The 23,480-nt window shown below is 39.1% G+C and carries 23 protein-coding genes and 5 tRNA genes; 15 read left to right on the forward strand and 13 right to left on the reverse strand.

Translation table 11 applies throughout. From position 1 onward, the window contains the following. Nucleotides 1–38: 38 nt before the first annotated feature. The 5 genes from A6B41_RS10400 to A6B41_RS10420 form a co-directional block, all read right to left on the reverse strand. Nucleotides 39–722, reverse strand: a complete 684-nt coding sequence (locus tag A6B41_RS10400) for a DUF2572 family protein (RefSeq protein ID WP_027073546.1) — start codon at nt 720–722, stop codon at nt 39–41. 8 nt (nt 723–730) lie between these two features. Further along, nucleotides 731–1,423: a hypothetical protein gene (locus A6B41_RS10405; RefSeq protein WP_027073545.1), complete on the reverse strand. Its 693-nt coding sequence runs from the start codon at nt 1,421–1,423 to the stop codon at nt 731–733. Beyond that, entirely contained in the window at nt 1,383–1,904 is a 522-nt protein-coding gene (locus tag A6B41_RS10410; RefSeq protein ID WP_027073544.1) for a pilus assembly FimT family protein, read from the reverse strand. Before A6B41_RS10410 ends, A6B41_RS10405 begins: the two co-directional genes overlap by 41 nt. A gap of 98 nt (nt 1,905–2,002) precedes the next feature. Further along, complete coding sequence (gene fabA / locus A6B41_RS10415; protein WP_027073543.1) at nt 2,003–2,533, reverse strand: bifunctional 3-hydroxydecanoyl-ACP dehydratase/trans-2-decenoyl-ACP isomerase; 531 nt, start codon at nt 2,531–2,533, stop codon at nt 2,003–2,005. A gap of 112 nt (nt 2,534–2,645) precedes the next feature. Then, nucleotides 2,646–4,277 (reverse strand): AAA family ATPase, encoded by a 1,632-nt coding sequence (locus A6B41_RS10420; RefSeq protein WP_027073542.1) that lies wholly within the window; start codon nt 4,275–4,277, stop codon nt 2,646–2,648. 92 nt (nt 4,278–4,369) lie between these two features. On the opposite strand from A6B41_RS10420, the gene matP reads away from it, so the two are divergent. Next, nucleotides 4,370–4,816, forward strand: coding sequence for a macrodomain Ter protein MatP (matP, locus tag A6B41_RS10425; protein ID WP_027073541.1), 447 nt, complete (start codon nt 4,370–4,372; stop codon nt 4,814–4,816). A 70-nt stretch (nt 4,817–4,886) separates the two neighbouring features. On the opposite strand, the gene ompA is transcribed toward matP, so the two are convergent. Continuing rightward, complete coding sequence (gene ompA / locus A6B41_RS10430; protein WP_027073540.1) at nt 4,887–5,990, reverse strand: porin OmpA; 1,104 nt, start codon at nt 5,988–5,990, stop codon at nt 4,887–4,889. Nucleotides 5,991–6,415: 425 nt separating this feature from the next. Between ompA and ydiJ the strand changes: the two genes are divergently transcribed. From ydiJ to yidC, 4 genes are all read left to right on the forward strand, one after another. Next, a complete protein-coding gene (ydiJ, locus tag A6B41_RS10435; RefSeq protein ID WP_027073539.1) occupies nt 6,416–9,508 on the forward strand; it encodes a D-2-hydroxyglutarate dehydrogenase YdiJ in 3,093 nt (1,030 codons plus the stop codon). A 13-nt stretch (nt 9,509–9,521) separates the two neighbouring features. Continuing rightward, a complete protein-coding gene (locus tag A6B41_RS10440) occupies nt 9,522–10,067 on the forward strand; it encodes a hypothetical protein (protein ID WP_027073538.1) in 546 nt (181 codons plus the stop codon). A 27-nt stretch (nt 10,068–10,094) separates the two neighbouring features. After that, nucleotides 10,095–10,544: a hotdog fold thioesterase gene (locus A6B41_RS10445; protein WP_050436762.1), complete on the forward strand. Its 450-nt coding sequence runs from the start codon at nt 10,095–10,097 to the stop codon at nt 10,542–10,544. Between the two features lie 152 nt (nt 10,545–10,696). Continuing rightward, complete coding sequence (gene yidC, locus A6B41_RS10450) at nt 10,697–12,331, forward strand: membrane protein insertase YidC (protein WP_027073536.1); 1,635 nt, start codon at nt 10,697–10,699, stop codon at nt 12,329–12,331. Between the two features lie 86 nt (nt 12,332–12,417). Here the strand turns inward: yidC and tpx are convergent, their stop codons facing one another. Beyond that, entirely contained in the window at nt 12,418–12,915 is a 498-nt protein-coding gene (gene tpx / locus A6B41_RS10455) for a thiol peroxidase (protein ID WP_027073535.1), read from the reverse strand. Between the two features lie 149 nt (nt 12,916–13,064). Here tpx and A6B41_RS10460 point away from each other — a divergent pair, with 149 nt between their 5' ends. Genes A6B41_RS10460 through accA form a run of 3 tightly spaced genes read left to right on the forward strand, consistent with a single transcriptional unit; the run spans nt 13,065 to nt 16,232 of the window. Then, the gene (locus A6B41_RS10460) at nt 13,065–13,799 is read left to right on the forward strand and encodes a 1-acylglycerol-3-phosphate O-acyltransferase (RefSeq protein WP_027073534.1); all 735 of its coding nucleotides are present in this window, start codon (nt 13,065–13,067) and stop codon (nt 13,797–13,799) included. 1 nt (nt 13,800) lies between these two features. Continuing rightward, nucleotides 13,801–15,225 carry a multicopper oxidase domain-containing protein gene (locus A6B41_RS10465; protein ID WP_027073533.1) on the forward strand — a complete coding sequence of 475 codons (1,425 nt, stop codon included), beginning with the start codon at nt 13,801–13,803 and terminating at the stop codon, nt 15,223–15,225. 53 nt (nt 15,226–15,278) lie between these two features. Then, complete coding sequence (gene accA / locus A6B41_RS10470) at nt 15,279–16,232, forward strand: acetyl-CoA carboxylase carboxyl transferase subunit alpha (RefSeq protein ID WP_027073532.1); 954 nt, start codon at nt 15,279–15,281, stop codon at nt 16,230–16,232. 92 nt (nt 16,233–16,324) lie between these two features. On the opposite strand, the gene A6B41_RS10475 is transcribed toward accA, so the two are convergent. After that, nucleotides 16,325–16,400, reverse strand: a tRNA-Thr gene (locus A6B41_RS10475). 120 nt (nt 16,401–16,520) lie between these two features. Here A6B41_RS10475 and pdxY point away from each other — a divergent pair. Then, complete coding sequence (gene pdxY / locus A6B41_RS10480; RefSeq protein WP_027073531.1) at nt 16,521–17,381, forward strand: pyridoxal kinase PdxY; 861 nt, start codon at nt 16,521–16,523, stop codon at nt 17,379–17,381. A 190-nt stretch (nt 17,382–17,571) separates the two neighbouring features. Here pdxY and tuf read toward each other — a convergent pair whose 3' ends face one another. From tuf to A6B41_RS10505, 5 genes are all read right to left on the reverse strand, one after another. Then, nucleotides 17,572–18,756, reverse strand: a complete 1,185-nt coding sequence (gene tuf, locus A6B41_RS10485) for an elongation factor Tu (RefSeq protein ID WP_027073920.1) — start codon at nt 18,754–18,756, stop codon at nt 17,572–17,574. A 116-nt stretch (nt 18,757–18,872) separates the two neighbouring features. After that, a tRNA-Thr gene (locus A6B41_RS10490) sits at nt 18,873–18,948 on the reverse strand. 4 nt (nt 18,949–18,952) lie between these two features. Next, nucleotides 18,953–19,027 (reverse strand) — tRNA-Gly (locus A6B41_RS10495). 43 nt (nt 19,028–19,070) lie between these two features. Then, a tRNA-Tyr gene (locus A6B41_RS10500) sits at nt 19,071–19,155 on the reverse strand. Between the two features lie 35 nt (nt 19,156–19,190). After that, nucleotides 19,191–19,266: transfer RNA gene (locus tag A6B41_RS10505), tRNA-Thr, on the reverse strand. 246 nt (nt 19,267–19,512) lie between these two features. On the opposite strand from A6B41_RS10505, the gene coaA reads away from it, so the two are divergent. The 6 genes from coaA to glnB all read left to right on the forward strand — a co-directional run bounded on the left by coaA (nt 19,513) and on the right by glnB (nt 23,463). Beyond that, nucleotides 19,513–20,463, forward strand: coding sequence for a type I pantothenate kinase (gene coaA, locus A6B41_RS10510; protein WP_027073919.1), 951 nt, complete (start codon nt 19,513–19,515; stop codon nt 20,461–20,463). A 115-nt stretch (nt 20,464–20,578) separates the two neighbouring features. Continuing rightward, nucleotides 20,579–21,118 (forward strand): DsbE family thiol:disulfide interchange protein, encoded by a 540-nt coding sequence (locus A6B41_RS10515; RefSeq protein ID WP_027073918.1) that lies wholly within the window; start codon nt 20,579–20,581, stop codon nt 21,116–21,118. Nucleotides 21,119–21,126: 8 nt separating this feature from the next. Continuing rightward, nucleotides 21,127–21,606, forward strand: a complete 480-nt coding sequence (locus A6B41_RS10520) for a cytochrome c-type biogenesis protein (protein ID WP_027073917.1) — start codon at nt 21,127–21,129, stop codon at nt 21,604–21,606. After that, nucleotides 21,603–22,514 carry a c-type cytochrome biogenesis protein CcmI gene (gene ccmI, locus A6B41_RS10525; protein WP_027073916.1) on the forward strand — a complete coding sequence of 304 codons (912 nt, stop codon included), beginning with the start codon at nt 21,603–21,605 and terminating at the stop codon, nt 22,512–22,514. The genes A6B41_RS10520 and ccmI overlap by 4 nt, the downstream gene beginning before the upstream one ends. Then, nucleotides 22,511–23,116: a molybdopterin adenylyltransferase gene (gene mog, locus A6B41_RS10530; RefSeq protein WP_027073915.1), complete on the forward strand. Its 606-nt coding sequence runs from the start codon at nt 22,511–22,513 to the stop codon at nt 23,114–23,116. The genes ccmI and mog overlap by 4 nt, the downstream gene beginning before the upstream one ends. A gap of 8 nt (nt 23,117–23,124) precedes the next feature. After that, nucleotides 23,125–23,463 (forward strand): nitrogen regulatory protein P-II, encoded by a 339-nt coding sequence (gene glnB / locus A6B41_RS10535; RefSeq protein ID WP_027073914.1) that lies wholly within the window; start codon nt 23,125–23,127, stop codon nt 23,461–23,463. Nucleotides 23,464–23,480: the final 17 nt, after the last annotated feature.

A 23,480-nucleotide genomic window follows, 5' to 3' on the forward strand; every position in this document is an offset into this window, starting at 1 on the left:
CCGCAACTAATAATGAAACGGTAGTTTCTGCCTTGTATTTATTCATCAACTACCCCAAGGAAATTTTCCGAATTCGGCAAATAATCCCAATAGGAATATTTCATTTCCAAATTCGCCAGCACTTCTTTTTTAAAGGTTAAATTGCGTTCTTCCCGCTCATTATCATAAGAAGAATAAAGCGTGCCATACATTCTTTTTCCTGTAATATCAAAGAGATAGTCTGTAATCACAATACCATAAAAATTCTGTGGTAAGGTTTCATTGATCTCATTTTGGGCGATCACAATTTTAGGGTTATCCAGTGCGCTCTCCGGTAATTCGGCAAGCGAGCGAATAAGATAAATCTCCTCGCTTTTCACACTAGATAAATCCAAATAATCCGCCAACTGCGTAAAGCGGATATATTTCTCTTTAGTCGGCTTTTTATCTTTAAACAAGCTGTGAAAACGGCAAGTAAATTGATATTGCATAAAATAGGATTTTTGAGTGGATAAATCCGTTTGGCTAATAGTCTCTTTTTTTAAATGCCGACATATTTCACTTTTATCTTTTTTATGCAGAGAGAGTAAACGGAATTGATCGGATAAATATTTTTCCGCATAAAAACTGCTGAGTTTTTCCTGCCAAATAAATTTATCCTTACTTAAAAATAAGAGCGATAAAATAGACACAACCAAAATTAATGACACTAATAACGTACTGGCATTCTGATGTATTTTCATTTTTGTCTCTAATGATTTAAGATAAACACATAACTTTTGGCGACATAAATTTCTTGGCTGTCTTTAGATGATTCAATTTCTAATTCTATCTGTAATAATGTATTTTCCTGTTTCCAGCTAAATGCTAATTGATTTACTTTAAAGTTATCAACTGAGGTAAATTTACTCCAACTACCCTGACAGCTATTTAATAATTTTTGGCATTCATCCTTAATACAATTATCCAAGTTGCCTGAAAAGGTATAAATTTCTTTATTCTCTAATTTAAAGGCAAACACCTCTTTTAAAATATCTTTTGTTTGGTTTAAATCCGCTACTCTACAAGCGGTCATTTTTGTTCTACGATTTCCCAAACAGCCATCTTGGTTTAAATCATAAAATGCAATTAAACAACCTTTATGAGGAATATTCACGCTTCGCCCATTTAGCTGAAATAAATCAAAATTACTGTCTTCTCTCTTATCGCCTTGATAACCAATATGTTGAAAATGCTGCCGGAAATAATGCAATAATTGATGAGCTTCAGACTGTAAATAAAGTTGCTCTTTTTGCTTAATTTGCATACGGTAAAAATCACTATAAAGACTTGAAAGTAGCAATAATAAAAAAGCAGCTAAAGCACTTGTAATTAATATTTCTACTAAACTAAATGCAGATTGATTAATCCTTACAGGTGCTACGTTTACCTTTTTCTGCCACATATACACGCCCTAATTGCTCAAATTGCAAAATATCATTCTCTTGATTTAAACTCATATAGATACATTTAGATTCTAATTGACCACTTACGCCATCAATATTAATAAAAGATTTCGGATATAAACTTTTATTTTTTAACACAATATTTTTATGTATTGGTGTATAAAGATGATATTCATCATTTAATGAGCAGGCTTGTTTATTTAAACAATCACAAATAATTTGTCTATTGCTATTTATCGGCTTCCTCACTGCAATCATGCACCATTTTTGGTTACTTTGAGAAAGACTTAAGGTGTAATTTCGCTTGCTATAACGAGCTTTTGTTTGAATTTGATAAATAAAAGACTGAATATTTTCAATTTCGCTATTTAACGCTAATCTATCTTTAAACGTAAAAATGACCGGTGAGATAAAATAAACAACAATAACCATAATTACCATTGTAATTAATAGTTCAATTAAGGTAATTGCTTTATACATAAAAAATGCCCTCTTTATGAGGGCATCTTATAAATTAAGAGATTTTTGTAAACCAGAGGAAATTAATTTTTCGACACAGATCGCAAAATTAATATTTTTTAGAATGCGGTGGTATCTTGGAATAAGCCGACTTTCAAATCCGTTGCGGTGTAGATCACACGACCGTCCACTTCTACTTCACCATCAGCCACACCCATTACTAATTTACGGTTTACCACACGTTTCATATGAATACGGTAAGTCACTTTTTTCGCTGTTGGTAAGATTTGACCGGTAAATTTCACTTCGCCTACACCTAACGCACGTCCTTTACCTTCGCCACCAATCCAACCAAGGTAGAAACCGACTAACTGCCACATTGCGTCTAAGCCTAAGCAGCCCGGCATTACGGGGTCATTAATAAAATGGCAGTTAAAGAACCACAAATCCGGTTTGATATCAAATTCCGCCTCAATATAGCCTTTTTCAAAATTCCCCTTCTCGGCATTCATTTCAATGATGCGATCCATCATTAACATAGGTGGGGCAGGTAATTGCGGGCCTTTTTCCCCAAATAATTCGCCTTTACCCGAGAGTAAAAGTTCTTCATAAGAGTAGCTTGGCTTAATAATGGGTGTACAACTGTTCATTTTTTTGAAAATCCTATAAATAGAAAAAAGCCTGTTATATCAATGGATATGAAATATAGCCCATAGTAACAGACTTTTAGTTCAGTGAACAGTTGTAAGCTGTCTTGTCGGATCAGTCAAACTTGAGTTTTTTGTAAATTTTTCTAAAAAATGAACCGCTTGCATCATCATTATGCCTCTCGTCTAACTGCTGATGAATCATTGAGAATAAAGAGGTTTTATCACTTTTAACTGCTTTCTCATCATCATAGAAATCTCGCCCAAATAGAATCTCTAACGCATCAAATACATTTTCTACTGTCCAAATTCTAAATTGATTTTGCTCAACAGCCTTAATAACATCACGTTTTAAACTAAGATGGCTCATACAAGCAGCAGGAATAATCACCCCTTGCTGTCCATTCAATTGACGAGCTTGGCAAATATTAAAGAAACCTTCAATTTTCTGGTTTACGCCACCTACACTCAATACATTGCCAAATTGATCAATTGCACCGGTAACAGCAATAGATTGCGGTAGTGCCAGTTTGGATAAAGCGCTCACCAACACGCTAAAAATTGCCAGCGATGAACTATCTCCATCAATTTCGCCATAAGATTGCTCAAATGCAATAGAAGCAGAAAACGGCAGTTGCGTAGGTAGTTCCAATAAATTCGCTAAACAAGATTGAGCAAGAATAATACCTTTAGAGTGGATATTCCCCCCAAGTTCAACCTTGCGCTCAATATCATGAATTTCTCCATCGCCATATTGCACATTACAGCTGATACGTAAAGGCTCCCCAAAACTATGTGGGATGCCGTCAAAATCAATGACCGATAGACCATTGATTTGGCCAATCTCCTCTCCTTCTGTTTCAATATAGAGTTGATTAGTCAAAATATCTGCCACTGTATATTCATTTAACACCGCAGATTGCTGTTCTAAATAAGTAAAATAATCAGCAACATCATCAATTTCAGCTGAATTCGCATAAAAATTCTGAATACCGAGTAAATGCTTTTTCAAAAGAGCCGGTGAAATAGAAACCAATTCCCGACTTTCACTTTCTCGAATATAAGCCTGCAGAAACTGGTTCATCGCCTGCGAGGATAAACCTTTGTGAATAATCTTTTTCGCATAGGTTTGAACATAATTTGCCCAATCCTCATACTGATTATTTAAAGATAAGTAGGACTTAATCTCAGTATATTGCCCAATTTGATACAAACCATCATCATAGGCCATTAATGTAGAAATATCATCTCGCTCACCCACTAAAATTAATTTAAAGTTGGCTTTTTCCTTGGCTAAGGGGTAAGGCGGATAATTCACCGAATTAGGTTCATATTCCGAAAATAGAAGAGCTTGTTTTAATTTATCCCATTGAGTAATATCAAGCAAAAGTGAATTGATATTTAAAATCAAAATGCCATTATCTGCTGCTTGAATCGCCCCTCTTACATATTCGGTTTTATGTTCTCTTTCCAAAAAAATATGATAACCAAATAAATTATGCTTATTAAAATCCATTTTGGTAATCACCGGCTGATTTTTTTGAGCAAGATAATCGGTAATTTCTGCTAAAAACTCCGGAAACAACTCTGATTTCACCACCAATAAAGAGCCAAAATCTGCTTGCACAAATTGATCTAAGGCTTGTTGGGCTTGGGGTTGAAAATCAAAAAAATGAACACGTTTATTTAAATGAGCGAAATCATATCGTACAGTTAATTCTTGGCTATTGAGTAAAGATATTGTCACAAATTTGCCTCGTTATCGAAAATTTGGTTTATTATACAGAATTCCGCTATACTTGCTAAACATAGCTTATATTTTCTATTAATTTTACGACTATGCGATACCAAAAACTGATCACTCAAGAAACAACTTGGAAATGGAAATACCTACTCAAAAAACATCGAGAAGGGGAAAACATTACCAAATATGAAGAGCAAAGTCTGATCGACTTAAAAGTACAACTGCTTTCCACCTTGCAAGACTCACCGGAAGAAGTGGAAAAATGGATCAAATCGGAAATGACTGCCGAACAACGAAAAAAAATGCGACAGTCTGTACGAGCCAAACGCAAACGCTTTTTTAATGCTGAAAAGCAAACCACCAAGAAAAAATCCATAGACTTAGAATATTCCAGTTGGTTGAGATTATCTAAATATGCTAAAAGCCAAAATTTAACGCTTTCTGAAGCAATAATTCAATTAACTGATGAATTGGAAAATAAACAACTCTACTTAGAACAAGTAGCAAAAATGAAATCCAGCTTAAAAGATTTATTAAAATAAGCATTTAGAGAACAAAAAGCCCGCTAACAAGCGGGCTTTTTTCTATTCAATTTTGCAATTGAAGCACTAATTACATAGTTACTTCTTTTGAACCTTGAACTTGGATTTCAACACGACGGTCTGGTGCTAAGCAAGCGATTAATGCTTTACGACCTTTAACTGCGTCACAAGTGTTGCCAGTTACTGGGTTTGCTTCACCGTAACCTACAGCTGTTACGTTAGCTGGGTTAGTACCTTTAGAAACAATGTAGTTAGCTACTGTTTCTGCACGGCGTTGTGAAAGTTTTAAGTTAGCTGCTTCTTTACCGATACGGTCTGTGTAACCGTTAACTTGGATAGCTGGATTAGCTAAACCTAAGTTACCGATTTCAGTGTGAGCTGCATCTAAAGCTGCTGCAGCTGCAGGTTTTAAGTTTGATTTACCGAAAGCAAATAAAACATCTGAGCTGAATGCGAAGTTTTTAGTTACAACTTCTGGCGCTTCAACTGGTGCAGCACCTTGACCGAAACGGTATGTTAAACCTGCAGATACAGAGTGGATATCTGGGCTGTATTGGGAGTTTGTACCTTCGATACCTGCTGTTTTACGAGCAGCTTTATCTAAGTTACCAACACGGTTTAAGTATTGGTATTCAACACGTGCAGCTAATTCTGGAGTAATTGCATACTCAAGACCAGCACCTAATAATAGAGATGGTTTTAAGTTGTGAGCTTTGATACGTGAATCTTTAGCTACGTTTTGTTGTTGATAGTAGTCGTTACGAACTAAAGCAACACCTACTTTACCGTAAACATCTAAGTTAGGAGCAATTTCATAGCTTGGTTTTAAGCTTAAGTGAGCACCGTGAGCTGTGTGTTTAGCAGCACGTTTTTCTACACCATCAAATTGTGTGTTACCACGTACGCGACCAAAATAGTCATAACCTAACTCAGTTGCTAAACCAAAGTTGTTTTGGTTTAAGATTTGGTAACCACCAAATACACCGTAAGTTACAGAGTTACGGTTGATACCGTAGCCGTTACCTTTGTTGTCTTTAGCATCGAATTGAGTTAAACCGTCGTGGAATGATGCCCAACCTGCTTTAGCACCTGCATAGAAAGTGTTAGCTTGTGGAGCTGCTTGAGCTACCGCTGCTGCAGATAATACAGCTAATGCAACTAATGTTTTTTTCATTTTGATGATCCTCTTAAATATTGTCATCGATTAAAATAAATTCTTAATACCCACAATAAAGTATTAAAACTTTAACTTTATGCTTCAACAATGCAAGAAGCAAGATAGCTAATGTCAGAGCTATTATACAAAAATTATCCTAAAAGAGAAATTTTTTGTATAGAAATTACTCTTTAGTAACATTCTTGTTCTTAAATCATAAGGAGCAAGAATATTTGCATTATCTGATTTCAAATTGTAAAAAGCAATCAGTTTTTCCTAATGAAATGTATAGAAATGTATAATTTGTTTAAAATATATACAAAAAACAAACTTTTGAGCATAATTTAACCAACAGAATGTTCATTCCCAATTATTCGAAATCTTGCTAATATAAGCAAAATTCCATCCATTTTATAACAATTACATACAAATTAAACACAACTATGATTCCTAGACTTTCTGAAGTACCTCAATTAAATGCCACAACACAGTCTTATTTAGACGAGCTAGTCAGTCAGCATTTTAGTGGAGATATCGCCTCAAGTTATGCAGATCGCTTATCTCTTGCGACTGATAACAGTGTCTATCAACAAATACCCCAAGCGATTTTATTTCCAAAATCGGTTTCTGATGTAGTGATACTTGCTAAACTCGCTCAGAAAGCAGAATATCAAGATTTAACCTTCACTCCCCGCGGGGGCGGTACCGGCACAAACGGGCAATCGCTGAATAATAATATTATTGTCGACCTCTCCCGCCATATGAACCAAATTTTAGAGTTAAATGTAGAAGAACGCTGGGTTCGTGTACAAGCAGGTGTAGTAAAAGATCAGCTCAATCAATTTTTAAAACCGCATGGCTTATTCTTTTCACCGGAGCTTTCTACCAGTAACCGTGCAACACTTGGGGGAATGATCAATACAGATGCCTCTGGTCAAGGCTCTCTACAATACGGAAAAACCTCGGCACATATCCTTGAGATCAAATCGGTCTTAATCAACGGTGAAATTTTAGAAACACAAGCGGTCAAATCTGAAGGTTTTTTTACAAATTTAGAAAAACTCAATCTTTCACCCTTAGGTAAAACCCTACACCGTGAAATTTTCACCCGCTGCAAAGCAATTCGCCCAACAGTCTTAAGCGAATTGCCGCAACTTAACCGCTTTATTACCGGCTACGATCTAAAAAACGTCTTTAATGAAGATGAAAGCGAATTTAACCTGACCCGAATCTTAACCGGCTCAGAAGGCTCTCTTGCTTTTATTTGTGAAGCGAAACTAAATTTATTACCGATTCCAAAATATCGCACCTTAATTAATATCAAATATAACTCCTTTGATGCCGCCCTCCGCTCCGCCCCTTTTATGTTAGAGGCAAAAGCGTTGTCGGTAGAGACGGTGGATTCCAAAGTATTGAATCTTGCCAAGCAAGATATTGTTTGGCATTCGGTATCTGATTTATTAACCGAAGATCCTAATAACCCGATTCTAGGTATAAATATAGTGGAATATGCCTCCAGCGACCGAATTCAAATCGAGGCACGGGTAAAAGCTTTATGCGAAAGTCTAGATACAAAAATAGCAAACCAAGAGGCGGGCATTATCGGCTACCAAACTTGTAGCGATTTAGATTCCATCGAAAAAATCTACGCGATGCGGAAAAAAGCAGTCGGCTTGCTCGGCAATGCTAAAGGCTGGGCAAAACCGATTGCCTTTGTGGAAGACACCGCCGTGCCGCCGGAAAATTTAGCCGATTACATTGCTGAATTTCGTGCTTTATTAGACAGCCACAATTTGCCTTACGGAATGTTCGGTCATGTGGATGCCGGCGTACTACACGTACGTCCGGCATTGGATTTATGCGATAAATCACAAGTGGAGATCTTTAAACAGATTTCTGACCAAGTAGTCGAACTTACCGCCAAGTACGGTGGTTTGATTTGGGGCGAACACGGTAAAGGGATGCGTTCTTACTACGGTGAGCGTTTCTTTGGTGAAACATTATGGAAAGAACTTCGCCACATCAAAAAATTATTCGACCCACAAAACCGCTTAAACCCGGGAAAAATCTGTACTCCGTTAGATAGCGAGGCAATCCTCTATCCGATCGACTCACAAATGCGTGCCGATTTTGACCGCCAAATCCCCATCCAAGTGCGGGAGGAATTTAAAGGAGCGATGAATTGTAACGGCAACGGTTTATGCTTTAACTTTGATGTACACAGCACCATGTGTCCGTCAATGAAAGTGTCAGGCAACCGTCTCTATTCACCAAAAGGGCGAGCAACCTTGGTAAGGGAATGGCTACGTTTATTAGCGGAGCAAAAAGTTAAACCGAACGATTTGATTTTTAATTCAAGTAATCAAACGGCTTCGCTCACCGATTTTGTGGCGAAGGTACGCAATTCATTTAATAAAAAGAAAGAGTACGATTTTTCCCACGAAGTGAAAGCGGCAATGGATACTTGCCTTGCCTGTAAAGCCTGTGCCAGCCAATGCCCGATTAAAATTGATGTACCAACTTTCAGAACGCAATTTAATGCCCTCTATCACAGCCGCTATTTACGCCCTTTGAAAGATTATGTAGTCTCGAATTTGGAATTTATCGCCCCAATCATGGCGAAAAAACCGCAGTTTTTTAACTTTTTCAGCACCTCAAACTTAGCAGAAAAAGTAGCAAATAAAACCATTGGCATGACTTATTTACCGGCATTGTCGGTGCCAAATTTGCAGCATCAATTGGTCGAAATCGGCTACCAAGGAGAAAGTTTGGAAAGCCTTGAACAGCGCGCTGCAAGCGGTCAATTTTCCCCTGAAAATTGCAAAATGCTGTTTATCGTGCAAGATCCGTTCACCTCTTATTATGATGCCAAAGTAGTAGCTGATTTTGTCGCTTTAACGCAAAAACTGGGCTTTAAACCGATTTTGTTGCCGTTCAACCCAAGCGGCAAAGCCCTGCACATTAAAGGCTTTTTGGCAAAATTTGCCAAAACCGCCAAAAACCAAGCGGATTTCTTAAACCGCGTGGCAAAACTCGGTTTGCCGATGGTTGCAGTCGATCCGGCTTTAACCTTGATTTATCGCCAAGAGTATAACGATATTCTCAAAGAACAACGTGGCAACTTTAAGGTAATGTTAGCTCACGAATGGCTGAAAGAGGTGATTCAAAAAGGCGAATTGGAAAATTGCAAAAAATCCGCTAATTCCGACCGCTTGCAATGGCATCTATTTGCTCACTGCACCGAATCTACCTCTTTGCCAAACTCAATGAAGGAATGGCAGGCTATTTTCGCCCACTTCGGTGAAAAATTAGTGGCGGAAAATGTCGGCTGCTGTGGCATGGCGGGGACTTTCGGACACGAAACGAAACATTTGGCAATGTCAAAAGCGATTTATGAACAATCGTGGCAGCAAAAAATCCACGGCAAACCACTTGAACGCTGCTTGGCAACGGGCTACTCGTGCCGTTCACAGGTCAAACGTTTTGAACAACAAAGCATTAAACACCCGATTCAAGCATTGCTTGAAAGCATTTGATAAGGAAAGCAAAATGAAAAAAAGATTATTATTCATCGTTAGTTTAATAACAATGATATCCTTCCCCTCATCGGCGTTAGCATGCTATTGTACACAAGGAATGTTACAGCAAGGAAATCAATGTGTGGCTCCTATTGGTCCAAATAATTCATATGTAGTAGTTGGTTATGCAGTCTGCGGAAGTTCAGCGCCACAAACTGTTCATGTTTATGTGTATGATTATTTAAATTTGCTATGGACAAAAAATCACGAACCCTATTTTTTTAAAACATACTATAAAAGCCCTTACCAAAATTTTAATTATGATATGGCTGACCAAGATGCACTAAATGCTTGCAATGCACATGATGACTTACGTCCTTGTAAGCACTCTACTTCAGCACTAGGAGACGCTTGTATTGCTTATCTAGATACTCCTGAAATTGCCTATGGGCAAGTCGGCAATACCTGTAATGAAGCAAAAGCTATCTTAAAAGAGCGTTGTATGAAGAAATACAAAAAGAAAGGGGATGCAATTTGCCACAATATCCAAACCAAACAGCCCTTTGAAGTAAATTAATACAATATATCATTAAGGAAAAACATAATGACCGCAATTTGGAACCCACAAGCGACTCGTGGCTTAGCACCCGAGCAGATTATTGAACAAATGAACCTTTTCTGCCAACAGTCAGCAGTGGCTCACTTAGGTATCCGTTTTAGCAAAATCACAGATAACACCTTAGAAGCGACTCTCACGCTCGATCATCGCACACAGCAACCTTGTGGGTTATTACACGGTGGCATCTCGGCGGCCTTGGCTGAAACTTTAGGCTCAGCAGGTTCAGGCTTAATGTGTGATGAAAACCAAGTGGCTGTCGGCACAGAACTGAGCATTTCCCACTTAAAAAGTGTGAAACAAGGCGTGGTAACCGGCGTAGCAAAACCGCTTCATTTAGGCGGCAGCAGCCAAGTGTGGCAAATTGAGATCTTTGATGAAGAAGGTAATTTGTGTGCCATATCACGCCTAACAAACCGTATTTTAGAAAAACGCTAATCGAATAGTGTTTACAAGCGGTCGAATTTGATCAAAGTTTTGCAAAATTCTTAAAAAATCCGACCGCTTGTTCATAAAAGGCGTTTGGAAAACAAGCCAACCTATTATAAAATACCCTTCTTTTTACCCATTACTAACAAGAGAATTTGAAAATGAATAATCGTGGCTTACTGCTCATGGGTTTACTTCTTGTGTCAATGTTAATTTTCACACAATGGCAACAAGATTTTGACCCTGAAATTCAAGCGCAAAAGCAAGCTCAACAAGCTCAAATGGCAGCTCAGACTCAACAAGCAAGTGATGTTCCGGCTGCTTCGAATGCAAACAATGCGATCGCAGATGCAACCACTCAAGGCAAAACCATCACGGTTGAAAGTGATGTATTACGTTTAACTATTGATACCTTAGGTGGCGATGTAGTAGGTTCGGAATTGTTAAAACACAATGCTGAATTAAACTCAAATACTCCATTTAAACTACTGCAACAAGACGCTCAAAAAACTTATGTAGCTCAAAGTGGCTTGGTGGGTAAAAACGGTATCGATACTAATGCCGGCCGTCCACAATACGCGGTAACTGCGGATAATTTCAAATTGAGCGAAGGTCAAAATGAACTTTCTGTCCCACTCACATTTGAAAAAGATGGCGTAGTTTATACCAAAACTTTTCTCTTAAAACGTGGTAGCTATGATATTGGCGTTAACTTCAATATCAAAAATAATACTGCGGAAACAATTGAAGTTCAGCCTTATGGTCAATTAAAACATACCATTATAGAAAGTTCCGGCAGCTTAACCATGCCTACTTACACAGGCGGTGCTTACTCCTCTTCTGAAACAAACTACAAAAAATATAGTTTCCAAGATATGGAAAAAGCGAACTTAAACGCCGATACTAAAGCAGGTTGGATCGCGGTATTACAGCATTACTTTGTATCGGCATGGGTGCCAAACCAAGATGTAGAAAATAATCTCTATTCACGCACCAACAATGGCATAGCGACTATCGGTTATCGCGGTCCGTTAACAACTATCGCACCAAATTCAGAAGTAAATTTAAGTAGCAAACTTTGGACAGGTTCTAAAGACCAAAAAGAGATGGAAGAAGCTGCTAATCACCTAGACTTAACCGTAGATTACGGTTGGGCATGGTTTATTGCAAAACCGTTATTCTGGCTATTAACCGCAATCCAAAAAATCGTGAGCAACTGGGGTTTAGCAATTATTGGTGTCACCATTGTGGTGAAAACGATTCTTTACCCATTAACCAAAGCACAATACACTTCAATGGCTAAAATGCGTATGCTACAACCACGCATTACAGAAATGCGCGAGCGTTTCGGCGATGACCGCCAACGTATGAGCCAAGAGATGATGAAGCTCTACAAAGAAGAAAAAGTCAACCCAATGGGTGGTTGTTTACCAATCTTAATCCAAATGCCGATTTTCATTGCATTATATTGGACATTTATGGAAGCAGTAGAACTCCGCCACGCACCATTCTTCGGTTGGATTCAAGACTTATCGGCACAAGACCCATACTACATTCTGCCGTTATTAATGGGTGGATCAATGTACTTGTTACAAAAAATGTCACCAACGCCAGTGGCTGATCCTGTACAACAAAAAGTAATGACCTTTATGCCTGTGATCTTTACCGTATTCTTCTTATGGTTCCCTTCAGGCTTGGTACTTTACTGGTTAACGTCAAACTTAATTACCATTGCCCAACAGTGGTTAATCTATCGTAACCTAGAGAAAAAAGGCTTACATTCTCGTAAGAAATAGTTCTAGGTAATTGAAACAGTAAAAGCCCGTTGATTGACTCAACGGGCTTTTTTGTGCTTTACAAGCGGTCTGATTTTACTCAAAAATTACAATACCGCTAACGCTACATCGTAATTCGGCTCTTGTTTAATTTCCGGTACTAATTCACTATGTAAAACATGATTATTTTCATCCAATACAATCACTGCACGTGCAGTTAATGCGGCCAATGGGCCTGATGTAATATCAACGCCTAGCGCATTGTGAGTATTACGGCTACGAAATGTTGATAAAACTTTCACATTTTCAATGCCTTCTGCCCCACAAAAACGTGCTTGAGCAAAAGGTAAATCGGCTGAAATACATAACACTACAGTATTCGCTAAGTTAGCGGCTTTTTGATTGAACACACGCACTGAGGTTGCACAAATGCCGGTATCGATACTTGGGAAAATATTCAACACTTTACGTTTGCCAGCAAAATCAGAAAGTGAAACATCACCTAAATCGGTATTCACTAAGGTAAAATCAGCAACCACATCCCCTTTTTGTGGAAATGTACCTGCAACATCAATTTGGTTTCCTGCTAAAGTGACTTTACTCATTCTTTTCTCCTCTTGGAATAGTTGTAAGCGGTATCAATATACAGATTTTTTGCAAAATAGGAAACCTTTCAATTTAATTATGATAACCTTTAGAAAATAGCCCGGTTTTGCTATACTCACGAAGATTTCGTTTTTAAGGTTATATCATTATGTTAAAAATTTTCCGTATTTTTTTAGTGGCTCTTGCTGCAATATTCATCTCTATTGTCGGCACAATTTACGCCTTAATCCGTTTCCGCCACCCAAGCAGTGTTGGCGTTGTTGCACGCTGGTTCGGTTCATTACATAAATTGGTTGGATTAAAACTGATTACACGCAAAAAATCTGAAATTAACTACCCGGTTATCTACATCGGTAATCATCAAAATAACTACGATATGGTCACTATTTCCTCAATGGTAGCAGAAAATACAGTTAGTATCGGTAAAAAAAGCCTGATTTGGATTCCTTTTTTTGGATTGGTTTATTGGGCAACGGGGAATATTTTTATTCATCGTGAAAAACGTTCAAGTGCGATTGAAACAATGAATAAAGTCGGCCAAATTATTAAAGAGCGTCAAGTGTCTATTTGGATGTTCCCGGAAGGCACTCGCAGCCGTGGGCGTGGCTTATTGCCGTTTAAAACAGGGGCGTTCCACTTAGCGATTTCAGCCGGTGTACCGATTGTGCCGGTCGTTTGTTCCGATTTACATAATAAAGTCGATTTAAACCGTTGGAACAACGGCACGGTAATTTGTGAAATGCTCGATCCGATTGACACTTCAAATTATTCACGTGAAAACGTCAAAGAGTTAATGGAAAAATGCCACAACATTATGCAGGCTAAATTTGAACAACTTAATCAAGAAGTGGCACAATTAGACAACCAATCGAAAAATGGCTGATATGAAAAAACAGATAACCCGACGCCAGTTTGTAAAAGGCTCTGCTTTAGCGGGAGCTTTATCTACATTGCCCGCTTCTGCTCTAGCAAAAGAACGCCCTGCTCTTAAAATTCCACCACTAATGGATATTGGACGTGGTAAACCCGTTCGGTTGGATTTACGCCCCGCTCAAACACAATTTGATAAAGGAAAATTGGTGGATGTTTGGGGTGTAAACGGGCAATATCTCGCTCCAACGGTTAGAGTGAAGTCGGGCGATTTTGTCAAATTGATCTATCTAAATAACCTGCTACAAAAAATATCAATCAATATTCAAGGCTTACAAGCTCCTACCGAGATGATTGGCTCGGTGCATCGTAGTCTTGAGCCTAAAAGCAGCTGGTCTCCGATTGTCTCTATTAACCAAAAAGCCTGTAGCTGTTGGTATCACGCCGATACAATGCTTAATTCCGCTTTCCAACTTTATCGAGGCTTGGCAGGCTTCTGGCTAATTGAAGACGAGCAAAGTAAAAAGGCTAACTTGCCAAATAAATATGGGGTAAATGATATTCCACTGATTTTACAAGATCAGCTACTGAATAAAGAAGGCGTACAAGTTTTAGATAAAAACACGCCTCAGTTTGTAGGTAAACGCTTATTTGTAAACGGGCAAGAATCCCCTTATTTCAATGTACCGCGTGGCTGGGTGCGATTACGCTTACTAAACGCCTCTCTTTCTCGCTCATACGAGCTGCGTTTAGATACCGACAAACCTTTACACCTGATTGCCACAGGCTTAGGTATGCTAGCCGAGCCGGTGGAAATGCCCTCACTTCGCCTCGCCCCAAGCGAGCGGGTGGAAATCTTGATCGATTTAACCGATGGCGAAACTACCTCTCTGATAAGCGGTCAAAAAAGAGATATTTTTTACAAAATCGGACAAATTTTTTCTAACAATGATGAATTAATTGATAATGTTATTTTAGAACTTCGCCCCGAAGGAATGGCAGCAGTAGTAAACACCAAGCCGAGTTTGCCTGAATTTTCATTAGATGAATTTAATTTAAAAATCAGCCAAGAACGCCGTTTTGCTATTCGCCCTTTTGATAATTTAATTAATCAAAATCGCTTTGACCCAAAACGTATTGATTTCACCGCGACCAAAGGCAGTATAGAACGTTGGTATCTCAATAGCGATCAAGCGGTCGGATTTACAATACAAGGTGCAAAATTTATTATCGAAACCCAAAATCGACAGGCATTCCCTATAAAACAACTTGCTTGGCGAGATACGGTTTGGTTAGAAGCCAATCAAGAAACCACTATTCTGGTACGTTTTGATAATACTGCCTCCGAGCAGCTACCCTTTACCTTTGGTGTTAGCGATTTTATGCTACGTGATAGAGGTACGATGGGTCAATTTAGTGTAATTGAAAATGGACAATAACCCCTTGATAAGCGATAATGCCTATCGATTTTGCCCATAAAAAGGAAAAAATAATGAGCCAAGAATTTTTAGATTTTGAATTGCCGATTGCAGAGCTTGAAGCCAAAATTGAGTCTTTAAGAGCGGTAAGCGAGCAAGATAATAAAATTAATCTTGATGATGAAATCAAGCGTTTACAAAAGAAAAGTGAAGAATTAACCAAGAAAACATTTGCTAACTTAGATTCTTGGCAAATCTCACGTATGGCACGTCACCCAAACCGTCCATACACTTTAGATTACATTGAGCAAATCTTCACTGAATTTGATGAGTTAGCCGGTGATCGTGCCTTTGCCGATGATAAAGCGATTGTTGGCGGTATTGCTCGTCTTGACGGACGTCCTGTGATGGTTATCGGTCATCAGAAAGGCCGCACGGTAAAAGATAAAGTAAAGCGTAACTTTGGTATGCCGGCTCCGGAAGGTTATCGTAAAGCATTACGTTTAATGGAAATGGCGGAACGTTTCAATATGCCGATTATTACCTTCATTGATACTCCGGGAGCATATCCGGGTATTGGTGCAGAAGAGCGTGGTCAATCAGAAGCAATCGCTCGAAACCTACGTGAAATGTCACAACTGTCTGTGCCTGTAATTTGTACTGTTATTGGCGAAGGTGGTTCCGGCGGTGCACTGGCTATTGGGGTTGGTGATAAAGTAAATATGTTGCAATATTCTACTTACTCGGTTATTTCCCCTGAGGGCTGCGCATCGATTCTATGGAAAAGTGCCGATAAAGCCTCAACTGCCGCGGAAGTCATGGGCTTAACCGCACCACGCTTAAAAGAGCTGGAATTAATTGATAATATTATTCCTGAGCCTCTAGGCGGTGCACATCGTAATGTTGAACAAATTGCACAAAGTCTAAAACAGCGCATCATAGAAGATTTAGCGGAATTAGATCAGCTCAGCAAAGATGATTTACTGGAACGCCGATATCAACGTTTAATGAGTTACGGCTACGTATAACAATTTTTATAATACAAGCGGTGAGATTTTTGTAGAAATTTGCAGAATCTTGCCGTTTTACGTTAAAACTGAAGAAAATAAAAATTGGGAAGTGGTGCCGACTACCGGAATCGAACTGGTGACCTACTGATTACAAGTCAGTTGCTCTACCTACTGAGCTAAGTCGGCAAATTGAACATTGTGAAAACAACGAGGCGAAATTATAGAGATTTTTCTCTCCACTGCAAGCCATCGCTGACTTAAATGACCAAAAAATAACAATTATTTCTATTTTAAAGGAGTGAATGAATGAAAAATGTGCTATCCATCCAATCTCACGTGGTTTTTGGCTATGCCGGAAATAAAGCAGCTACCTTCCCAATGCAACTACTTGGTGTTGATGTTTGGGCATTAAATACCGTGCAATTTTCCAATCATACCCAATATGGTAAATGGGGCGGAATGGTCATCCCTAAAGAACAAATCGGCGATATCGTTGATGGCATTAATAATATCGGGAAATTATCTCACTGTGATGCGGTATTATCGGGCTACATTGGCTCTGGAGAACAGGTACAAGAAATCGTTAATGCTTTCCAAAAAGTAAAAACTGAAAATCCTAATGCAATTTATGTGTGCGACCCAGTCATGGGACATCCAGATAAAGGCTGCATTGTAGCTGACGGTGTAAAAGAAGGATTAATCAATCTTGCCATGGCACAAGCAGATATTATCACGCCAAACTTAGTCGAACTGCGCGAATTAAGTGGTTTAACCGTAGAAAATTTTGAGCAAGCAATTGAAGCAGTTAAAGCTATCTTAAGCAAAGGTCCGAAAAAAGTATTAGTGAAACATTTAAGCCGTGTCGGCAAAGAGAGTAATAAATTTGAAATGCTACTGGCCAACCAAGATGGTATTTGGCATATCAGCCGGCCGCTTTACCATTTTGACAAAGAACCGGTTGGTGTAGGTGATTTAACTGCCGGCTTATTCGTAGCGAATTTATTAAACGGAAAATCAGATCTCGACGCCTTTGAGCACACAGCAAATGCAGTAAATGAAGTCATGGAACAAACTTCAAAATCGGGCTTGTATGAATTACAAATTATTCGCTCACGAGATCTAATTATGAATCCGCAATGTAATTATAAAGCGGTGAAAATTGCTTAATTATTCGCAAAACATACCTAAAATCTAACCGCCTGCATACGCCTACCTCATTGCAAGCGGTCTTTTTTGGTCACCATTTTGCAAATTGAGACTTTGTACTATCCATTTGAAGCAATAAAAAAGAGGCATATCTTTCGATATACCTCTCTTTCGCTTTGTTCGCTTATCTCAAATATAAACTTTCGCTTAATTATTTGATGATTTTCGCTACAACACCAGCACCTACTGTACGGCCACCTTCACGAATCGCGAAACGTAAACCTTCGTCCATCGCGATTGGGTGAATTAAGCTTACAGTCATCTTGATGTTATCGCCCGGCATTACCATTTCTACGCCTTCAGGTAATTCGATTGTACCTGTTACGTCCGTTGTACGGAAGTAGAATTGTGGACGGTAACCTTTGAAGAATGGAGTGTGACGACCACCTTCTTCTTTTGATAATACGTAAACTTCTGATTCGAAGTCTGTGTGTGGCGTGATTGAACCCGGTTTCGCTAATACTTGACCACGTTCGATTTCTTCACGTTTAGTACCACGTAATAATGCACCTACGTTCTCACCCGCACGACCTTCGTCTAATAATTTACGGAACATCTCAACACCGGTTACCGTTGTTTTCGTTGTATCTTTGATACCTACGATTTCAACTTCATCACCAGTACGGATGATACCACGCTCAACACGACCTGTTACTACTGTACCACGACCAGAAATTGAGAATACGTCTTCGATTGGTAATAAGAATGGTTTATCAATCGCACGCTCAGGTTCCGGGATGTATGTGTCTAAGTGGTTTGCTAATTCAAGAATTTTCTCTTCCCACTCTGCAACACCGTTTAATGCTTGTAATGCAGAACCACGTACGATTGGAGTGTCATCACCCGGGAAGTCGTATTGAGAAAGAAGTTCACGAACTTCCATTTCAACTAATTCTAATAACTCTTCGTCATCAACCATATCGCATTTGTTTAAGAATACGATGATGTATGGAACACCTACTTGGCGACCTAATAAGATGTGCTCACGAGTTTGTGGCATTGGACCGTCTGTTGCCGCTACTACTAAGATAGCACCGTCCATTTGTGCTGCACCGGTAATCATGTTTTTAACATAGTCCGCGTGTCCCGGGCAGTCAACGTGTGCGTAGTGACGTGTCGCTGTATCGTACTCAACGTGTGAAGTGTTGATGGTGATACCACGTGCTTTCTCTTCCGGCGCGTTATCGATTTGGTCGAATGCACGCGCTGCACCACCAAAGTGTTTCGCTAATACCGTTGTGATTGCAGCTGTTAAAGTTGTTTTACCATGGTCAACGTGGCCGATTGTACCCACATTAACGTGCGGTTTTGTACGTTCAAATTTTTCTTTAGACATTTTCTAAAAGCCTCTTAAACAAAAACGGTTACAATGGAACAAAAGAACCCATTAACCATAATGTAGAAATTAATACCAATAAAAATTTGCGTGAGAAAGATAGAATTTAGATGAAGTGGTGCTGATAGGCGGATTTGAACCGCCGACCTCACCCTTACCAAGGGTGCGCTCTACCAACTGAGCTATATCAGCGTCTTGGAGCGGGCAGCGGGAATCGAACCCGCATCATTAGCTTGGAAGGCTAAGGTAATAGCCATTATACGATGCCCGCTGTTCTAAATTCGTCTGACCTACGCGATTCAAAATATCAGAGATGGTGGAGGGAGAAGGATTCGAACCTTCGAAGGCTGAGCCAACAGATTTACAGTCTGCCCCCTTTGGCCGCTCGGGAACCCCTCCACGATAATTGAATACTTATTTACGCTTTGCGTTAATGGTGCCGACTACCGGAATCGAACTGGTGACCTACTGATTACAAGTCAGTTGCTCTACCTACTGAGCTAAGTCGGCATTGCTGTGTCGTAAGCAAGTGATGTGCATTATAGGGAAATTTTAACTGTGTGCAAGCATTTTTTAAAAAAAATCTTAAAAAAACGCTCTTTCGATTTTTAAATATACAAAATGACTATTTTTTGTAAAAAATAATGAATTTTCTCCTAATAAATACGGCAAAAACAACCTTTCTATTGTATAGTGGGCAGCCTGATTTGCTTATAAACGCATTAATTAATCATCAAAAAATTTGAGATTTTGGCTATGAGCCTTGAAAAAAACCAAAAAATTACTCCTTTTCTCACTTTTGATCGCCAACAATGGGCAGATTTACGTAAATCTGTTCCATTAAAGCTCACAGAACAAGACTTAAAACCTTTATTAGGCTTTAATGAAGATCTTTCTTTGGAAGAAGTTCGCACTATTTACCTACCCCTTGCCCGTTTAATTCAATACTATATAGAAGAAAACTTAAAACGTCAGACGGTATTACACCGCTTTCTTGGCATTGAGGCCCCTAAAGTACCTTATATTATTAGTATTGCCGGTAGCGTATCAGTCGGGAAAAGTACCTCAGCTCGTATTTTACAAGCATTGCTCTCTCATTATCCTTATCAGCGCAAAGTGGATTTAATCACTACCGATGGTTTTTTATATCCGCTTGCGACCTTAACTGAAAAAAATCTACTAAAGAAAAAAGGCTTTCCCGAGTCTTATGATATTCACAACCTGATTCGGTTTGTTTCAGATATTAAATCCGGCAAACGCAATGTCAAAGCCCCGATTTATTCGCATTTAACCTATGACATTATTCCTGATCAATTTAATATTGTAGACCAGCCTGATGTAGTGATTTTAGAAGGGCTAAACGTATTACAAAGCGGCATGAACTACCCTTCTAGCCCACATAATGTGTTTGTGTCGGATTTTGTCGATTTCTCTATTTATGTCGATGCCGAGGAAGAGCTACTGAAAACGTGGTATATCAACCGCTTCTTAAAATTTCGCCGCAGCGCATTTGCAGATCCAAACTCCTACTTCCATCATTATGCGAGTTTATCCGAACAAGAAGCTATAGATACAGCCTCCACAATTTGGGAAGAAATTAACGGCTTGAATCTGCGTAAAAATATTCTGCCAAGCCGAGAGCGAGCCAATCTGATTTTAATCAAAGGACAAGATCACGCCATTGAAACGGTGAAATTAAGAAAATAATCAAAACGAGGTAAATCCGTTGTTCATACAACGGATTTTTTATTTAAATCAATGCTTATTAGTGGATTTTTTGGTAAGCTAGCTATCAATTATAGTTCTAATTCGGGTATCTAAAATGAATAAGAAATTTCTCCTGCCTTTAGTTGTATTTTTAGCTTTATCTGTTGCATTTATGATTCAACTTGCCCGCAATTCTCAAGGCGATGATCCGAAAAGATTAGAGTCAGCCTTAGTTGGAAAAAGCGTACCTGTATTTAGCCTAGAATCTTTAGTTGATGAAAAGCAACAACTGAATGAAAACATTTTAAAAACAGGGACGCCCCGCTTACTGAATGTTTGGGCAACGTGGTGCCCGACCTGCTATGCCGAACACGAATATTTAACTATTCTTGCCAAACAGGGAGTAGAGATTATCGGTATTGATTATAAAGATGAACGCCCCAAAGCCATTAAATTCCTTACCAATTATGGCAACCCGTACAAAGCAATCATTTTCGACCCGAAAGGATCTCTAGGGTTAGATCTTGGTGTGTACGGCGCACCGGAAACCTTTATCGTGGATGGTAACGGCATTATCCGCTACCGCCATGCAGGTGATGTAAACGACAAAGTTTGGAACCAAGTGCTTAAACCGATTTATGAGAAATTGAAATAGTGATAACCATGAAAAAAGCCTTACCGTTAATCTTTATGTTTGCCACAGTTGTCGCTACCGCCGCGCCTGTGGAAATACACCAATTCGATAATCCGCAGCAAGAGGCGGACTATCGAGCTTTAATTCAAGAATTACGCTGCCCGCAATGCCAAAACAATAATATCGCAGATTCTAATGCCACAATTTCTACCGATATGCGGGCAAAAACCTTAGCATTACTGAAAGAAGGCAAAAGTAAAAGTGAAGTGGTGGATTATATGGTCGAACGTTACGGCAATTTCGTCACCTACAATCCACCAATGACCCCTGCAACATTAATGTTGTGGATTCTGCCGTTATTACTTATTTGCCTAGGGCTTGTTATTGTCTGGCGAAGAAAAAAAGCCAAGCCACAAGCGGTCAATTCTGAGCAAAATTTTGCAAATCGCAACTTAAATCAAGATGAACAAGAGCGTCTTAACCAAATTTTAAATAAGGAAGAAAAATGAATTTCTGGCTAGCAATCATATCCATTACATTCATTGTTTGTATCGTAGCGTTTTACCCTTTGCTTAAAAAAAACAAGCAAATTGATAACAATAAGCGAGATAACTTAAACAAAGCCTTTTATTTTGATCGCTTAAAAGAAGTGGAAAATGAAGCCAACGAAGGCGTAATTGATGATCCTGAGCAAACCAAGTTAGAGTTACAACAAAACTTGCTGGATGATATCCCCGATGCCAATCCGAAAAGCTCTCACTCAACGCTTAAATTTGGTAAGGCGTGGCTGATGTCGCTGATTCTGCTTGTAGGCGGGGTGAGTTTCGCAGTTTACAGCAGCGTCGGTTCTTGGTTCTCAAATTCGATGCTCGACAGCTCGCACCAAAAATTAGCTTATTTTTATGAGCGTCTAAAAACGGAAGATACCAATCCGCTTAGCAGCGAAGAAATGAACCAATTTGCGATGGCATTGCGTGTAGATTTACAAAAAAATCCGGCAGATGATCAAAAATGGTATATGTTAGGTCAGATCGGGATGGCACTAGATGATGGTCAATTAGCTCATGATGCCTTTAGTAAAGCAGCTCAATTAAAGCCGGATAACCTGGATTATCAATTAAGTCATGCACAGCTATTACTCTTCTCTGAAGCACAAGAAGATAAAAAACAAGGCGAAACATTGCTAAAAGACATTATCCGCAAGGATCATACGAACTTTAATGCTTTAAGCCTACTTGCATTCCATTCTTTTGAAAAAGAAGATTTTAAAATGGCAGCAATGACTTGGGGAATGATGTTAAAGCTTTTACCTGATGAAGATCCTCGTAAAGTTACTGTTGAACGCAGTTTCAATATGGCACTATCAAACTTAAGTGAATCGGATAAAAAAGAGTTGCAAAAAGGCGAGAAAAAATGACCGCTTGTAAATCATTAGACAAAGAAAAATTAAAAATCGGCTTGGTCTCAATTTCTGACCGAGCCTCACAAGGTGTTTATCAAGACCAAGGTATTCCTGAATTAGAAGCTTGGTTGGAATCTGCACTCACCGAACAATTTGAACTGGAAAAGCGTTTAATTCCTGACGAACAAGCTGTTATTGAACAAACCTTAATCGAGTTAGTGGATACTCACGCCTGCCATTTAGTCTTAACTACCGGTGGTACAGGGCCTGCCAAACGGGATGTAACCCCCGATGCGACCCTTGCGATCGCCCACCGAGAAATGCCCGGTTTTGGCGAACAAATGCGACAAGTCAGCCTACATTTTGTGCCGACAGCGATTCTCTCCCGCCAAGTGGGGGTAATTCGTCACGAAAGTCTGATTTTAAATCTTCCCGGGCAACCTAAAGCAATTAAAGAAACACTGGAAGGTGTAAAAGATGAAAACGGAAAAGTATTAGTAAAAGGCATTTTTAGTGCCGTACCATACTGTTTACAACTTTTAAGTGAAATTTATGTCGAAACCAATCCGCAAGTGTGCGAAAGTTTCCGCCCAAAATCGGCTCGTAAAGAAAAATAAGGACAACCATGAAAAAAATTGAGGCAATCATCAAACCGTTCAAATTAGATGATGTACGTGAGGTCTTAACCGATGTCGGTATTACAGGAATGAGTATTACCGAAATCAAAGGATTTGGCAGACAAAAAGGACATACCGAGCTTTATCGTGGTGCAGAATATGCCATTGATTTTTTACCTAAAGTGAAAATTGAAATTGTTGTGCCGGATGAGCTGGAAGAACAATGTATCGAAGCCATTATGGAGACTGCACAAACAGGTAAAATCGGCGATGGCAAGATTTTCGTGTATGATGTCAGCCGTGTAATTCGTATTCGCACCGGCGAAGAAAATGAAGATGCAATTTAATATTAAATAGAAAGGAT

The sequence above is a fragment of the Mannheimia granulomatis genome, from assembly GCF_013377255.1.
Classification (GTDB): Bacteria; Pseudomonadota; Gammaproteobacteria; order Enterobacterales; family Pasteurellaceae; genus Mannheimia; species Mannheimia granulomatis.

Coding starts and splice junctions, on each gene's coding strand:
- A6B41_RS10460 (WP_027073534.1), top strand. CDS start 13,065: ATGTTAAAAATTTTCCGTATTTTTTTAGTGGCTCTTGCTGCAATATTC.
- A6B41_RS10445 (WP_050436762.1), top strand. CDS start 10,095: ATGACCGCAATTTGGAACCCACAAGCGACTCGTGGCTTAGCACCCGAG.
- accA (WP_027073532.1), top strand. CDS start 15,279: ATGAGCCAAGAATTTTTAGATTTTGAATTGCCGATTGCAGAGCTTGAA.
- A6B41_RS10405 (WP_027073545.1), bottom strand. CDS start 1,423: ATGTGGCAGAAAAAGGTAAACGTAGCACCTGTAAGGATTAATCAATCT.
- A6B41_RS10440 (WP_027073538.1), top strand. CDS start 9,522: ATGAAAAAAAGATTATTATTCATCGTTAGTTTAATAACAATGATATCC.
- ompA (WP_027073540.1), bottom strand. CDS start 5,990: ATGAAAAAAACATTAGTTGCATTAGCTGTATTATCTGCAGCAGCGGTA.
- A6B41_RS10410 (WP_027073544.1), bottom strand. CDS start 1,904: ATGTATAAAGCAATTACCTTAATTGAACTATTAATTACAATGGTAATT.
- fabA (WP_027073543.1), bottom strand. CDS start 2,533: ATGAACAGTTGTACACCCATTATTAAGCCAAGCTACTCTTATGAAGAA.
- A6B41_RS10400 (WP_027073546.1), bottom strand. CDS start 722: ATGAAAATACATCAGAATGCCAGTACGTTATTAGTGTCATTAATTTTG.
- ydiJ (WP_027073539.1), top strand. CDS start 6,416: ATGATTCCTAGACTTTCTGAAGTACCTCAATTAAATGCCACAACACAG.
- A6B41_RS10465 (WP_027073533.1), top strand. CDS start 13,801: ATGAAAAAACAGATAACCCGACGCCAGTTTGTAAAAGGCTCTGCTTTA.
- glnB (WP_027073914.1), top strand. CDS start 23,125: ATGAAAAAAATTGAGGCAATCATCAAACCGTTCAAATTAGATGATGTA.
- coaA (WP_027073919.1), top strand. CDS start 19,513: ATGAGCCTTGAAAAAAACCAAAAAATTACTCCTTTTCTCACTTTTGAT.
- matP (WP_027073541.1), top strand. CDS start 4,370: ATGCGATACCAAAAACTGATCACTCAAGAAACAACTTGGAAATGGAAA.
- tpx (WP_027073535.1), bottom strand. CDS start 12,915: ATGAGTAAAGTCACTTTAGCAGGAAACCAAATTGATGTTGCAGGTACA.
- A6B41_RS10520 (WP_027073917.1), top strand. CDS start 21,127: ATGAAAAAAGCCTTACCGTTAATCTTTATGTTTGCCACAGTTGTCGCT.
- yidC (WP_027073536.1), top strand. CDS start 10,697: ATGAATAATCGTGGCTTACTGCTCATGGGTTTACTTCTTGTGTCAATG.
- A6B41_RS10515 (WP_027073918.1), top strand. CDS start 20,579: ATGAATAAGAAATTTCTCCTGCCTTTAGTTGTATTTTTAGCTTTATCT.
- pdxY (WP_027073531.1), top strand. CDS start 16,521: ATGAAAAATGTGCTATCCATCCAATCTCACGTGGTTTTTGGCTATGCC.
- ccmI (WP_027073916.1), top strand. CDS start 21,603: ATGAATTTCTGGCTAGCAATCATATCCATTACATTCATTGTTTGTATC.
- mog (WP_027073915.1), top strand. CDS start 22,511: ATGACCGCTTGTAAATCATTAGACAAAGAAAAATTAAAAATCGGCTTG.
- tuf (WP_027073920.1), bottom strand. CDS start 18,756: ATGTCTAAAGAAAAATTTGAACGTACAAAACCGCACGTTAATGTGGGT.